Origin of the sequence: Clostridium chromiireducens, from assembly GCF_002029255.1 — a bacterium.
GTDB lineage: Bacteria > Bacillota > Clostridia > Clostridiales > Clostridiaceae > Clostridium > Clostridium chromiireducens.
Map to the genome: position 1 here is coordinate 14194 of NZ_MZGT01000042.1, position 13922 is coordinate 28115.

Below are 13922 nucleotides of genomic sequence, written 5' to 3' on the forward strand. Positions count from 1 at the left end.
TGAAATGTTCATTGATGGCAAGGGAGATGGGAGGATAATATGGATATGAAATACTTATTTGATGAAGCAGTTTTAAATTATGAAAAGAGGCGTCCAAATTACGGAACAGAAATATTTAAAGATATAATGAAATATTCAGAAATCACTAGTGATAAATCAATAATAGAAGTTGGGTGCGGAACAGGTCAAGCTACAGAGCCTTTCTTAAAAACGAAATGTAAGGTGACCGCAGTTGAATTAGGCGAAAATCTTTCTTCATATACCAGAGAAAAATTTAAGAATTATAATAATCTGGAGGTTGTTAGGTCTGCCTTTGAAGATTACGATTGTGATGATAATAAATTTGATATGTTATATTCTGCTACTGCGTTCCATTGGATACCAGATGAAATTGGATATAAAAAGGCATATAGGATAATAAAGAATGAAGGCACCATTGCTTTATTCTGGAATAGGCCATCTGCAAATGATAAGGAGAGTCCAGTACATCAAAAGATTCAATCTATTTATAAGAAGCTTTTACCAGAGTGGAGCGATAAGGTAAGCAATAGTGAAGATAATAAATATAAATATTCAAGGATAGTGGATAAGATAGAGGAATATGGTTTTAAGAATATAGAGTTTAAGCTATATCATAATTCCAGGAAAATGACTGGAGTTCAATATATAGAATTGCTAAATACTTATTCAGACCATTTAGCTTTAGAAAAATCATTGAAATCACAACTGTTTAATTCTATTAGAACAGTAATCGAAGAGTTAGGAAATGAAGTAATTATTAATGATACAGTGGACTTATATCTTGCTAAAAAAATGTAGAGATATTGACTCAAGATGAGTATTTGAATACAGTTTAATGAATATTGATATTCTTATGAATTTGCTAGGGAGACTTTAAAATTATTTATGAAAGTGTTATAATAACATAAAAACAGATATAGAATGTTAATTTCTTTGTCGCCGGATAAAGAAAATAATAAGCGTTTAAATTTCACGCCGCAGGCCTTTGAAAGCGTGATGTTTAAGCGCTTTCTTTTTTAAGGAGGATTTATATGCAAAAAGAAAATAATTTAATAGCTATTAAACACTATAATGGAGGAAATAATTTATGTCATTAAATTATATTGTACCAATTATTATAGTTATTGTATCGAACATTGTTTATCATATTACAACTAAGAATATACCAAAAGATGCAAACTCATTCTTATCACTAGCAATTACTTATTTAGCAAGCACGGTTATTGCTATAGCAATGTATTGTTTGACATCTAAGCCGAGCAGAATTTTAATGGATATACATAAAGTTAATTGGACCAGTTACGTTCTTGGATTAGCAATTGTAGGAGTGGAAGTAGGATATATTTATATGTACCGAGCAGGTTGGGATATAAGCAGAGGTTCATTAGTAGCAAGTATTTCAATATCTATATTATTAATTATTGTAGGTATTTTATTTTACAAGGAACACATTGGAATGTATCAGATAATAGGGATTGTGTGTTGTATAATAGGATTGACTTTTATTAATTTGGATTAGAGTCTTATTAAAAAAGCAAAATCTTAGGTTTAATAAAATAAAGAATAAAGATGAAAATCACATTATTCAAGAGATTGAATTTGTGATTTTTTTTGGATAGATTTAAAAAATAAATTAGATTATAGGTCTGTAGAAATGGATAGTGATGCATTTACAATATATGCTATAATTGATTTGTAGTAGGAAAGTGACTAGGAATAGATTTTAAATTTACGAAGGGGCCGTATAAGGTTCAGATAAATAATTAACTTGTTATGGAGGAGAAAAATGCATTTAGGTTCAATTTATTTAATAGTTAAAGATTTTATTAAGTCTATAGAGTTTTATGAAAAATTATTAGAGATGAAAGTTACTTCAATGAATATGGAGCGTTTTGCCCAGTTTGAATTTGAGGGGCATAATATATCCATAATGAACGGATATTTTGATAATCAAAATCCGGAATTAACAATACATAAGGGAGAATATGTTGAAAAATTTGATAATCTTGTTGCTATAGCAGATTCAAAAAACACTAATAAGTTTGTATTAAATTTTTGGGTTGAAGATTTAGAAAAAGAGCGCGAAAGAATAATAAATCTAAATATTAGCAATTTAGTGACTAAGATTAAATTTGTTAATAATGTAATGCCATATTATTATTTCCAAGTTGAAGATCCAGATGGTAATACGATAGAGATTACAGGTGAATATATAGAAAAAGAAGATGAATTTAATGTGTGAAGATGTCAGCCTATAAGATTGAATAGCATAAATAGTAATTTGAAAGAAGGGTGTAAAAGTGGCGGAATATCAAGATAGAGAAGAATTGATTTCAGAAATTTCAAATCGTGCAAAACAATTTGTTGAAGAATTTAATGAAATTGATGAAAAAGATAAAGATAGATTAATTGGTGGAGTTGACAGAACCCCCGCTCAAATGATTGCTTATCAGTTAGGGTGGATGGATCTTATTCTTGATTGGGAAAAGCAAGAACAGCAAGGACATGTTGTTATCACCCCAACTCCAGACTATAAGTGGAATAATCTTGGTGGCTTATATGAAAGTTTTTACGAAAAATATAAAGGTTATACTCTCAAAGAGTTATGCACTATGTTTACAAGAGCTGAGCAGCAAATTGTTGAATTAATCCATAGTTATACAGATGACGAGTTATTTGAGCAAGGAGGAAGAAAGTGGTCTTCATCAACTCCTTCTAACTGGCCAATATGGAAGTGGATTCACATTAATACTGTTGCGCCATTCAAAACATTCAGAACAAAAATACGAAAGTGGAAGAAGTTACAACAAATATAAATTTTTGAATATAAATTCAGTTTAAAGATGAGCTTTAAAATAGTAATTGAGCAAAATGAGTTTGGAGAAAAAGAAATGAAAGAATGGTGGAATGGAAAAGATTTATTAGATATTATTCCTGAAGTATGTCTGCAGAAAGAATTAAGCTTAAATGAAATAGTAGATAAAATCTATAAGGATGTTTTAGAGTGAATAGTAAATTTCAATTAATTATTGTGACATAGATTCAAAATAATAGATTATTAATATAGTAATTAAATAATATGATATTGATTTTAGATGCTATTATCGGTTTTAATAACAAATTATTGTGGTGAGTTTTTTTGAGGAGATTAAGTATGGAATTAAGCAGATTATCATATAAAAGAGCTGATATAAGAAATATTGACATTATGTTAGAAATCATACATAGGTGTATGAACGAAGTTAATTACATCGATTATAACGAGAGTGAATTTAAAAGATATTTAGATTCCTTTACAACTAATTGGCTTAAAAACATTATTGAAACAAGGCATTATTATGAAGTTTGGTATGATGACAAGATTATTGCTTGCGGAGGAGTAAGCAGGGATTATAGTCAAGAAAAACAAAGTTATTTTACGGCTATATTCGTTAATCCAGATTATATAGGAAAAGGCGTTGGCAGAGAACTTGTGCATTATCTTGAGTTAGATGAATGGTGTTTTGAAAGCAATTTAATTGAAATTCCATCTTCTAAAAGTTCCCATAAATTTTATCATAAGCTTGGTTATGAATATAGAACATACCCGCCAGTATTTAATGAAAATGATGGTTCGACGATTATGTATAAATATAAAAAAATGTAGTGAGGCATATTTATATTACGATAATTGTCATGGAGAATTTAAATTGTTCTAAGGAAGATAGAGTACTAGATATTGGTTTTGGAAATGGATATCTTATTAACAATTTAGCAAAGAAAAAGTTTTAGTAATTACTTATATTTGGAGGAATTAAAATTGAAAAAATCTATAATAATCTTTCTTTTAGCTATAGTATTTGGGTTAGTTGGTTGTGACAATACTACTAAAGAAAGCGTAAATAAACAACCAATGGAAACAACAACTGCAGCAAATAATGAAGTGAATTCTAAGGAGAAAACCACTTCAAATGATAATGAGAAGTCTAGTGATAACAATAAAGTGAGTTTTAATGATAAAAGTAATAATACTAATCAAGAGAGTAAAAAACAAGAATATAAAGCTAAACTAGATAATATTGAGCTGGGATTCAAAGGATTTAATGATGCTAATGCAACAACTAATGATATGTACCAAGAAGCATGTAAAGAACATAAACAATGGGATGATGCACTAAATGAAATATATGGCGTTCTAAAAGCACAGTTACCTGCAAGTGATATGAAAAAGTTGCAAAATGAGGAGCTTCAGTGGATAAAAGATAGAGATGCTAAAGCTAAAAAAGATGCCGAAGAGATGGCTGGTGGCACTATGGAGAAAGTTTTATTTCAGGGATCTTTGGCAAATTCAACAAAAGAAAGGTGCTACGTATTGGTGGAGAAGTATATGAAATAGGATTGAAATATTATATAACAATGAAGTACTGACCACAAAATAGTGGTGAGTAAAAGGCCACATAGAGTAATTTATATCTATCATATGGCCTATTTTAACATGTGTGTCTGTTGTACCTGCATCAAAACATGGTCGCAATAGACTAGATATTACAGTTTATTTTAAAGCATATTGTAGTTATGCTCAAACTAATTTAATTGAATATAGATATAAAAAATCAATCCTATAATTGATAGACAAAAAAAGTTTAATAAAATAAACTTCAATAGATATTCTTTCTTTTTAGAAGGATATTCAAGGATAAAAATCTTGTAAGAAATAATACTTGCCAGTGAAGCAATAGGAGTTCCAAGTCCGCCAATAGTTACTCCATAAAATAATGCCTTCCAATTGGATGCAAAAGGAGCAAGTAAAATACTGCCTGGTACATTACTTATTATTTGGCTTAATAGCAATGCAGACAAATAAATATCTGTTGATGTATTGGTTAAAAATGTTAGAAAATTACGTATTATAGCAATGTTAGATATATTGCCTACTGAAATGAAAAAACAAACAAAAGTAATTAGTAATCCGTAGTCAAGTTTTCTGAATAGGCTTTTATTTAAAGCAAGTGTCACTAATATTAAAATAGGTAATGTTATGAAATAAGATATAGCACCAAGAACATTAAGTAGCAGTAAAATAAATAATGCTGAATATATGATTATTTTCTTTTTTTCAAGTATTGAGGTATCATTCATAATAAATGTAATTTTTTTAGGATTAGTAAAGAAAGTGATACAAAGCAGTAAAAATAAACTTACAATACAAATTGGCAATGAATAAGAAAAAAAGTTTTCAACATTTAATTGATAATGAGAAAAAATATATAGGTTTTGAGGATTACCAATTGGTGTTGCGCAGCTTCCAAGGTTTGAGGAAATAGTTATAAGAATAGTAGGTAAAATAATATTATAGTTGCATTTTCTTGAAATGTTAATTAAGATTGGAGTAATTGCAATCAGCGCTACATCATTAGTTAAAAACATGGATGAGATGAAAGCAAACAAACACAAAACCTGAAGTAAAATTCTTTCATTTTTACACTTATTTAAAATCAATAATGATATATGATTAATTAAGGAATATTCCTCAAAAGCTTTCACAACAATCATTAATTCAAACAGGCAAATAATCACCTTGAAATCCAAGTATCCCCAACTTGGAGTGTTAATAAATGAAGTTGCAATGGCAGCAAATAGGGAAATGGATAAAAAAGAATCATTTTCCAAGGTTGCTCTTATTTTTGATAGTATTTCAATCAAAAATTCACAGTTCTTATTTAAAAAAAATATTTTAAATCCATTCAAAACATTTGACATAGTTCTCATAATAGGGTCACCTTCTCTGATTAAATTATTTATGGTGGTGCAATGGAGGCTTTGGATGATGCCCATCTCTTTCATGAGGTGGAATGTGTTCTCTCATATGAGGCGGTAATGGTTCACTTAAATCATAATCTTCAAGAATCGCCTGTGCTTCAAAATGAGTACAAAGTTTTTTGATTGTATTATAAAATGAGTATTTTTCTTCTTTTGATAGGTTTTCAAATACTTGTTCTGTAGAATCATTCTGATTCTCATATTTTTTTAAAAACTCTAAACCATCAGGAGTTAAAAATACACGCATTTTACGTTTATCCACTTCATCTTTTGTTCTTTTAATAAGATTGGAACGTTCCAATTTATCTAGTAGCTCTGACAATGTTGCTGATCTTACATCCAATATTTTAGTGAGTTCTTTTTGGTTAAATCCATCGTTTTGAGCTATAATATTTAAAAGTCGAACCTGACCACGATAAGGTGTATAATGAGCTCGTGTTTTATACGAACTTCTTTGGTACATATTTATAAATTTGTTTAGTGCAATTAATAATTCATCAGATGAGATAATTATTTCTTCATCCATTTCATTTTTTTCATTCTTTTCATCAATAATGTTATTGTTCATTTGAATCCTCCTTTGAATATAATAAGGTACCTAACTATATTTATAATATAAACTGATTTTGTGAGCAAGTCAAGAAATATTTCAAGGTACCTAACTAATTTTTGTTGTTATTCTATTTATAACATAAATCAAACAGTTCACAAATTTCGTACCAGTTGCTTAAATATTAATTCAATAAATATTAATCAAGGAAATGTCATAAAAATATACTGACTAAAAGACTATTAGTATGATACAGTGCAATGAAATGTATACCTAGTGGATAAAAAATATGTTCTTTGAAAATCGAATAATATAATATTTGTAAGATATGATATAATTAACCGGAAGATAAATTATATGAATTTGAGGTGAAATGCTATGGACAAATATACAAGAGAAGAATTGGCAGAAGCACTGCGAGTTGTATCTTCAACTATTACTAAATGTGAAAAATCGCAGCTAAAATTTACGGAAGGTACATCTTCGCACACACTCCTTAAGAATAGGATAAAAGCATTATATATTTCCAAGTCATTAATAACAGATGAAAATGTTATGGGACAATATACAAAAGAAGAATTGATAGAGGCACTGCGTCCCGTATCTTCAATTATCAGCAAATGTGAAAAAGCACAGCAGAAATTTGATGAGGGTACATCTAATTATAACCGTTTTAAGAACTTAATAAGTACAATGTATATATCAAAAACATTAATAACAGATAAAATTAATGAAATAGGTTAATTTAAGTAATGTAGCAATTATAATATATGCTATAATCGGCGTATAATAACAAAAGATTACAAATATTATTTATTAAGGTTATAGGAGGCAGATAATGTCTAAATCTATTTCAAAAAATGCTGTTTTCAAGGCAATACTTAACTTGTTTAACATTATCTTACCAATAATAGTAACACCAGTTGTAACTAATGCATTTATATCAACTTATTCTTACATTGCAAAAGGCGAAACATTTAACACAATATTTTTAGCTTTTGCAAGTTTTGGGGTTTATCAATATGGATTAAGAGAAATAAGTAAGGTTAGAGATGATGAGAAGAAGCTTAGGCAGACCTTCACCAGCTTATTTGTTATAACTACATTCACGACAATTATAGTATCAGTTGTATATATGATTTTTTTATTGAGATTTTATAGAAATAATCCAGCTTTTTATACATGTGTGATTATAGGATTTAATATAGTGTTTAACCTCTTTTATGTAGAGTGGATTAATGAAGCTTTAGAAAATTATGATTTTATTGCTATTAAAACTATGATAGTTAGGATAGTAACTTCAATAATAATAATATGGGCTGTAAAAGGAGAAGATAATTTTCTATTTTATTTATATTTAAGTGGAGCAGCGAATCTTGTAAATAACTTATTAAGTTATTATTACATAAAGAAAAGAATAAAGTTTGATTTTTCGAATCTTAGTCTTAAGCAATATATAAAGCCCATGTTTGCAGTTGTAATACTTTCTAACACAGGACTTTTATATACTATGTTTGATAGGCTGGTAATAGGCAAATTCGGTTCTAATGAGGATCTTTCAGCTTATGCCATAGCGCAAAAAACAATATATATAATAAATGCTTTAATGCTTACAATAATTCAAGTTACAATGCCAAGACTTTCAAATAATCTTGGGAATAACTCAAAAGAAAATTATCTTTCATTACTAAATAGAGTGGTTAAAATATATTTTCTATTTTTATTTCCTGCTTCTATAGGATTATTCTGCGTATCAAAGCAAGCTATGTGGATATTTGGAAGAGTCGGTTCGACTTATGTTCCATGGTTTCCTTTGATGATGGGATTTTCAATATATATGTTAACCATTGGTGTTCAAGGAATTATTTCTAATCAAATAATATATCTGAACAAAAAAGAAAAAGAAGATATTAAGATATTCTTCATAGGTGGAGTGTGCAATGTAGCATTAAATGCACTACTTGTGGGTGTTAATATGTTCACAGCAACAAATTCAATTATTGCAACTATGATTTCAAATATAATAGTCATATTGCTAGAGTATAGAGTTGTTAAAAGACAAATAAAATTAGATATACATATATTTTCTTTTGAAAATATAAAGTATTTTTATTATTCGTTATTATTTATTCCAATAACGTTTGTAATCAATCATTTTATATCTAGCATGGTTGTTTCTTGTGGGTTAGATATAATAATTTGTGGTTTGTTGTATCTAGCAATACTGCTTATAACTAAAGATGTCGTGTTTTTTGAAATATATAATAGGGTAGTTATAAAATTGAAAGCTTTATTTTAATAAACTCAAGTATTCCAATGCAAATGATTAAAGGAGAAAAATTAATTCAGAATAGAAGTTAAGGTTTGGAATTAAATGTTAATGTGCTATATTTATACTATATTAATCTTAAGGTTAAAAATTTAAGGCATAATATCATTTAAAGGAGAGAGAAAAATGGGAATAGAACAAATGAGTGATTTTTTTACTACTCGTGTAGATGGATATGATGAACACATGCTTGACAAAGTAGAAGGATGCAAAGAGGGATATGTTAAAATGGCAGAATTGCTGCCAAAAGATGCTGATGAAATATTAGATTTAGGATGTGGCACTGGCTTGGAACTTGATGAAATATTTAAAAGTATGCCATTTATCCATGTTACTGGCATTGATCTAACTCAAGCAATGTTGGAACAATTAAAACACAAGCATCCTGATAAGAATTTGTCATTAATAAATGCAAATTATTTTGATTATGATTTCGGCACTTGTAAATACGATGCAGCAATATCATTTCAAACCATGCATCATTTTTCTCATGAAGATAAGATTAAACTATACTCAAAGATTTTTAACTCATTAAAAACTCATGGATGCTATATTGAATGTGACTATATGGTTGAGAGCCAGGAAGAGGAAAATTTTTATTATAGGGAAAATAAGAGAATACGAAAAGAGCAAGGTGTCCCTGATGGGGAATTTTATCATTATGATACACCTTGCACAATTGACAATCAAATTATGATGTTATCTAAAGCTGGTTTCAAAACTGTGAAAATGAACTTTAGAGTTGGAAATAGCACAATAGTTATTGCTAAGAAATAATATTTTTCATGGGCTTTTTTATTTTCAATTATTTTAAACTAGGAGGCTAAATTATTAATAATAAAGAACTAATAATAGAGTGAATCTAGAAAGATAAAGGAATGAGTGATTTCAGTTATAAAGATATTTATAATGAATAAAGAGTAACATTCATAGGGGAATATGAATGTTACTCTTTACTATTTATATTTAAGGGAAATAATTATGAAAAAAAGGTTTTATTAACTTTATATGTTTATTATAATATGCAATTGTGTCAATATAGTGGCATATTTAAATAAAAATACACAAAAGGATAATTATGCATTAAAAAATGGGATTTTTACTATATATGATTGAATTAGCAAGTAATAAAAAATATTCTCTTAACTTGAATAAAATGGGACCTATATAATATTACTTCTTTGTATATTGTAGTAGAAGATGAAAGAAGTTACAGCTTGGGGGGGATATGTATGAGAAAGTTAAAATTATCAAATGTAGTAATGAGTTTATTAGTGTTAATTTCTGTGCTGACATTAAATTCAATAGGAGCAAATGCAGAATGGAAGCACAGTACTAATGGATGGTGGAACACGGAAAAGTCATACATCACAGGTTGGCAATTTATTAAAGGTAATTATCATTATTACAATATTGATGGTGCTATGGTACATGATACAACTGTTGATGGATATTACTTTGATGCAAGTGGAGCTATGGATCCAAATAAAGATAGAGTTCAAGTGCAAGACATCACTATGAAGGCTGAAGAACGTGTATATCCACTTGGTACGAAAGATATTAATGTTTATATTACAAATAATACAAACTTAGACGGTGGATATGGAACTCGATATAAAGTAGAAAAATTTGAAGATAATGAGTGGCATAGTTTAGATTTTTCAAAAAATGCAACGTTTGAAGATCTTAGTATATTTCTATTATCAAAAGATATAAATAAGGAAAATTGCAGCTTAGACACATTAAAAGATTTTAAAAATTTAACACCAGGTAAATATAGAATTGTGAAAGAAATAAGTAATTCCGAGGGATATACAAATATATCAGCAGAATTTAGTCTACAGTAAAAACTCTTAAAGTTTGGGAATCTGCTTCGAGGGTAGAACTAATTTATTTTAGTAGCAATTAATAAATAATAGAAAAATATATTAGAGATTAAGGTATGTATATCGCAAATTCATGGAAAATGGATTTGCGATATTTGTTTTTTAAAATTGAAGGTATTTCGTGATCTGTAGATATTGCGAAATAGTAATACAAGAAATTTTATTAAGTAGGAAAGTTAATATACTTAATATAGTGTTTAGAATTTCACTAAACACTATATTAGTAAACTGTCAAAGAGGAGAAAAAGATATTTCTCCAGTACCAACCAGTGCTAGAATATCGCCTTCTTGAACAGGACCCAGTTTTACAGTTTCATTTGGGGTATCAAACCTTAAAAATGTTTTTTGCTTACCATTAGAATCAATTACTATTACAGTAAGAGGTTTGTCGGGAGTTATTAGTTTACCTGTAATATAATCTCCATTATATTGAGTCATATTATAGATACCTTGTGTATAAGTTGTTGCAATAGGAAGTGGTTGTGCTTGAGGGATTTTAACAAATGCAAATAAGGATATTAGAAAAAATACTAAAAATTTCTTTATATTCATAATAGCACCTCCATTTTATTAGTATTTTGTTTTTGAAATTAGAATATACGCACGATAGTAAGAACGTGAGGTAGAGCAACAATGACAAATTATGAAGTTTATTTTGGGACTGAAGAAAGAGCATTAAATTCCCTGACTTTACTCCTTGAATTTCCAGATCATCCAAAACAGGAAGTAAGAGAGTTTCAAATAGAAGTTAAACAAATGGGAGCAGCTAGATGGCTAAGAAGTGAATGTACTAACAAAAGATGGTGGAAAAATGAACTAATTACACATGAAGACATTTGTATTATGCGAATATTAAAGAATATTATTCGACAAAATTTAAAGCCCCTATATATTAGGGGCAAAAATAAATGGAGTTGATTTAGTCATAAATCATTCTAGTATATGGGGATTTTAAATAATTATTCATCATAAGAAGTTACTAATAACAATGTAGAAAGTGCGTGCCGATTAATGTAAGTTAAAATATGATACAAATACAATAGGCCCTATAAAAATGCCTATTGGAAGAACGTTAAATTAACATTATTATATATTATAAATTTATAATCTTTTGCAAGAGGAATTAAAGTATTCTCAGTAGAGTTAGATGGTATTCGTATAAGTTGTTGTACCCTTGAATTTGAATCAAGAATAATTAATAGACCCTGTACATAAGGTTCATTGTTCTGAACCTTATAAATGGTATTTTCAGAGAGATTAAGATCTTTCATTGTATAAAAACCTTGAGAGTATGTTTTAGTTTCAGCGGCTGTAGCTATTGGATTTATAATAAAGTATAAAACTAAAAATACAGCAATAAACTTTTTCATTAGATTAACCACCTTTCATAATTGTATCACCAGAAAATAAAATATGGATTATTGATTTAAGATTATTATGCGAAAATTTCAAAGAAGAATTCAAGTAAAGTGAAATTTAAGCAAGTGTTTAAGTCGTTGAAAATCAAAATTACCAAACTTATACTCTATGAGAAATTTAAATTAAAATTACCATATAGTATAAAAACGTAATCACTCATAAGAGGTATTAAAGTATACTTTGGTGACGAAGGCTTTATGCGTATGATTTGTTGTATGGTTTTATTTCCGTCGAGAATAATTAGTATACCGTCATTATAAGTAGACGAATTCTGAACAGAATATGGAGTGTTAGGATATAAACCTAAATCCTCCATAGTATAAAAACCTTGTGAAAAAGTTTTGGCTTCAGCGACAAGGATTAGTGTATTAATCTTAAATGATACAAATAAAAAAATAGAAAATATAGCAATAAATTTTTTCATAGCGTTAACCATCCTTTAAAGTTTTATTAATTTACAACTAATTAATTTCAACTTTATTATGTGATGTTTAAACGAATATATTCAAAGTAAAATTTTACTTAATGCACAATACTAAAATATTATGTACTATGTAGGAAGTAAGCAGTAATTAATAAAGAAATGTTCTTATATATTAATAATTAATAAATTCATCTTCCAATTAATATAATGTAAATTATAAGTAATTTTATTGGAGGCTATTTAATGGGGTACTATGTAAAAGTAGAACCAGATGTAAAAATTTATGTAGAAGATCTTAACGAGGGAGCTGAGAAAACAATTTTATTTATACATGGTTGGCCAGGAAGTCATAAGTTATTTGAATATCAATTTGATGTTTTGCCAAAACTGGGGTATAGATGTATTGGAGTAGATACAAGGGGATTTGGAGATTCAGATAAACCTTACAAAGGCTATAATTTTGATAGGATGTCAGATGATATTAGGTGCATAATTGATACATTAAGTTTAAAAGATATAACACTGGCAGGACATTCAAATGGAGGAGGAATTGCTGTAAGATATATGGCTCGTCATAAAGGTCATGGGGTATCAAAGTTAGCCCTTATTGCTGCAGTATCTCCAAGTCTCATCAAACGTCCAGATTTTCCTTATGGCTTAGACAAAGAAACTGTTGAACAAATTATTAAAGGCACATATAATGACAGACCAAATATGCTTAGGGGATTTGGAGATATGTTTTTTTATCAACATATAACTGAAGCTTTTTCAGATTGGTTCTTTCAATTGGGATTGCAGGCAGCAGGATGGGCAACTGCAGCAGTTGCAAATGCGTGGATAGATGAAGTTTTCTTTTCTGATTTGGAGAAAATAGATGTTCCAACTTTAATTATGCATGGAATTCATGATAAAATTGTGCCTTTTGAGCTAGGACAAATCCAAGAAAAAATGATTAGCAATTCAAAACTTTTAGCATTCAAATTCAGTGGACATGCAGTATTTTATGACCAAAAGAAAGAATTTAATGAAGAACTAATAAAATTTATTGAAGAATAATATATATAACCCAACTATAACTTAAATTTATGCATATAATCAACCGAAAGAGAAGGTACGATGTGACAAGCATGAGATATAGTATAGAAGGATATAATTTTGCAGCTGAAAGAGGATACAATCTACTAGGAAGAATTTGTTTAACTCACTCTCATCCACTTCAAGATGTTGATGCTGTTTTTGGAAATTGGGACTGTTCAAATGAGGAATACAAATTTGTTAAGGAATACTTAGGAAATGTGCAATATTCAGCCTACGATAAATTAATTCAGCTATGTGATGCATTAGCATTACCTACAGGATATTGCCTGATGGAAAAGAGGATTGGAAAGTCCATTTACAGCATTTTACCTAACGTAATAGAAAATACTTTTGAATTATATAATATAGAACATTTTAAAAACTAAGACATATTATAATTTTGAAATACTATATAAG

General features: G+C 28.5%; 19 protein-coding genes. 14 read left to right on the forward strand and 5 right to left on the reverse strand.

Annotated elements, in window-relative coordinates:
- Positions 1-45: 45 nt before the first annotated feature.
- The 7 genes from CLCHR_RS15235 (at position 46) to CLCHR_RS15265 (ending at position 4396) form a co-directional block, all read left to right on the forward strand.
- Complete coding sequence (locus CLCHR_RS15235; RefSeq protein ID WP_169896814.1) at positions 46-819, forward strand: class I SAM-dependent methyltransferase; 774 nt, start codon at positions 46-48, stop codon at positions 817-819.
- A 289-nt stretch (positions 820-1108) separates the two neighbouring features.
- Positions 1109-1540: an EamA family transporter gene (locus tag CLCHR_RS15240; RefSeq protein WP_079440696.1), complete on the forward strand. Its 432-nt coding sequence runs from the start codon at positions 1109-1111 to the stop codon at positions 1538-1540.
- A 267-nt stretch (positions 1541-1807) separates the two neighbouring features.
- Complete coding sequence (locus tag CLCHR_RS15245; RefSeq protein ID WP_079440697.1) at positions 1808-2263, forward strand: VOC family protein; 456 nt, start codon at positions 1808-1810, stop codon at positions 2261-2263.
- Positions 2264-2321: 58 nt separating this feature from the next.
- Positions 2322-2837, forward strand: coding sequence for a ClbS/DfsB family four-helix bundle protein (locus CLCHR_RS15250; protein WP_079440698.1), 516 nt, complete (start codon positions 2322-2324; stop codon positions 2835-2837).
- Positions 2838-2864: 27 nt separating this feature from the next.
- Positions 2865-3029 carry a P-loop NTPase family protein gene (locus CLCHR_RS15255; RefSeq protein WP_182629417.1) on the forward strand — a complete coding sequence of 55 codons (165 nt, stop codon included), beginning with the start codon at positions 2865-2867 and terminating at the stop codon, positions 3027-3029.
- Positions 3030-3175: 146 nt separating this feature from the next.
- The gene (locus CLCHR_RS15260) at positions 3176-3667 is read left to right on the forward strand and encodes a GNAT family N-acetyltransferase (RefSeq protein WP_079440699.1); all 492 of its coding nucleotides are present in this window, start codon (positions 3176-3178) and stop codon (positions 3665-3667) included.
- A gap of 153 nt (positions 3668-3820) precedes the next feature.
- Positions 3821-4396 carry a lysozyme inhibitor LprI family protein gene (locus CLCHR_RS15265; protein WP_242966101.1) on the forward strand — a complete coding sequence of 192 codons (576 nt, stop codon included), beginning with the start codon at positions 3821-3823 and terminating at the stop codon, positions 4394-4396.
- A gap of 188 nt (positions 4397-4584) precedes the next feature.
- Here CLCHR_RS15265 and CLCHR_RS15270 read toward each other — a convergent pair whose 3' ends face one another.
- Positions 4585-5769, reverse strand: a complete 1185-nt coding sequence (locus tag CLCHR_RS15270; protein WP_079440700.1) for an SLC13 family permease — start codon at positions 5767-5769, stop codon at positions 4585-4587.
- Positions 5770-5794: 25 nt separating this feature from the next.
- On the reverse strand, positions 5795-6388 hold the full coding sequence (locus tag CLCHR_RS15275; protein WP_079440701.1) for a MarR family winged helix-turn-helix transcriptional regulator: 594 nt from the start codon (positions 6386-6388) through the stop codon (positions 5795-5797).
- Positions 6389-6748: 360 nt separating this feature from the next.
- Between CLCHR_RS15275 and CLCHR_RS15280 the strand changes: the two genes are divergently transcribed.
- The 4 genes from CLCHR_RS15280 to CLCHR_RS15295 all read left to right on the forward strand — a co-directional run bounded on the left by CLCHR_RS15280 (position 6749) and on the right by CLCHR_RS15295 (position 10546).
- Positions 6749-7114 (forward strand): hypothetical protein, encoded by a 366-nt coding sequence (locus CLCHR_RS15280; protein ID WP_079440702.1) that lies wholly within the window; start codon positions 6749-6751, stop codon positions 7112-7114.
- A 94-nt stretch (positions 7115-7208) separates the two neighbouring features.
- Positions 7209-8669: an oligosaccharide flippase family protein gene (locus CLCHR_RS15285; RefSeq protein ID WP_079440703.1), complete on the forward strand. Its 1461-nt coding sequence runs from the start codon at positions 7209-7211 to the stop codon at positions 8667-8669.
- Between the two features lie 156 nt (positions 8670-8825).
- Entirely contained in the window at positions 8826-9476 is a 651-nt protein-coding gene (locus CLCHR_RS15290; protein WP_079440704.1) for a class I SAM-dependent methyltransferase, read from the forward strand.
- Between the two features lie 455 nt (positions 9477-9931).
- Entirely contained in the window at positions 9932-10546 is a 615-nt protein-coding gene (locus CLCHR_RS15295) for an immunoglobulin-like domain-containing protein (protein WP_079440705.1), read from the forward strand.
- A 270-nt stretch (positions 10547-10816) separates the two neighbouring features.
- Here CLCHR_RS15295 and CLCHR_RS15300 read toward each other — a convergent pair whose 3' ends face one another.
- A complete protein-coding gene (locus tag CLCHR_RS15300) occupies positions 10817-11137 on the reverse strand; it encodes a hypothetical protein (protein ID WP_079440706.1) in 321 nt (106 codons plus the stop codon).
- Between the two features lie 81 nt (positions 11138-11218).
- Here CLCHR_RS15300 and CLCHR_RS25240 point away from each other — a divergent pair, with 81 nt between their 5' ends.
- On the forward strand, positions 11219-11503 hold the full coding sequence (locus tag CLCHR_RS25240) for a hypothetical protein (protein WP_242966103.1): 285 nt from the start codon (positions 11219-11221) through the stop codon (positions 11501-11503).
- Between the two features lie 140 nt (positions 11504-11643).
- On the opposite strand, the gene CLCHR_RS15310 is transcribed toward CLCHR_RS25240, so the two are convergent.
- Positions 11644-11955 carry a hypothetical protein gene (locus CLCHR_RS15310; RefSeq protein ID WP_079440707.1) on the reverse strand — a complete coding sequence of 104 codons (312 nt, stop codon included), beginning with the start codon at positions 11953-11955 and terminating at the stop codon, positions 11644-11646.
- A gap of 155 nt (positions 11956-12110) precedes the next feature.
- Positions 12111-12428 carry a hypothetical protein gene (locus CLCHR_RS15315; RefSeq protein WP_079440708.1) on the reverse strand — a complete coding sequence of 106 codons (318 nt, stop codon included), beginning with the start codon at positions 12426-12428 and terminating at the stop codon, positions 12111-12113.
- Between the two features lie 243 nt (positions 12429-12671).
- Between CLCHR_RS15315 and CLCHR_RS15320 the strand changes: the two genes are divergently transcribed.
- Positions 12672-13484, forward strand: coding sequence for an alpha/beta fold hydrolase (locus CLCHR_RS15320; RefSeq protein ID WP_079440709.1), 813 nt, complete (start codon positions 12672-12674; stop codon positions 13482-13484).
- A 71-nt stretch (positions 13485-13555) separates the two neighbouring features.
- Positions 13556-13891: a hypothetical protein gene (locus CLCHR_RS15325; protein ID WP_207652325.1), complete on the forward strand. Its 336-nt coding sequence runs from the start codon at positions 13556-13558 to the stop codon at positions 13889-13891.
- The last annotated feature ends 31 nt before the right edge of the window (positions 13892-13922 follow it).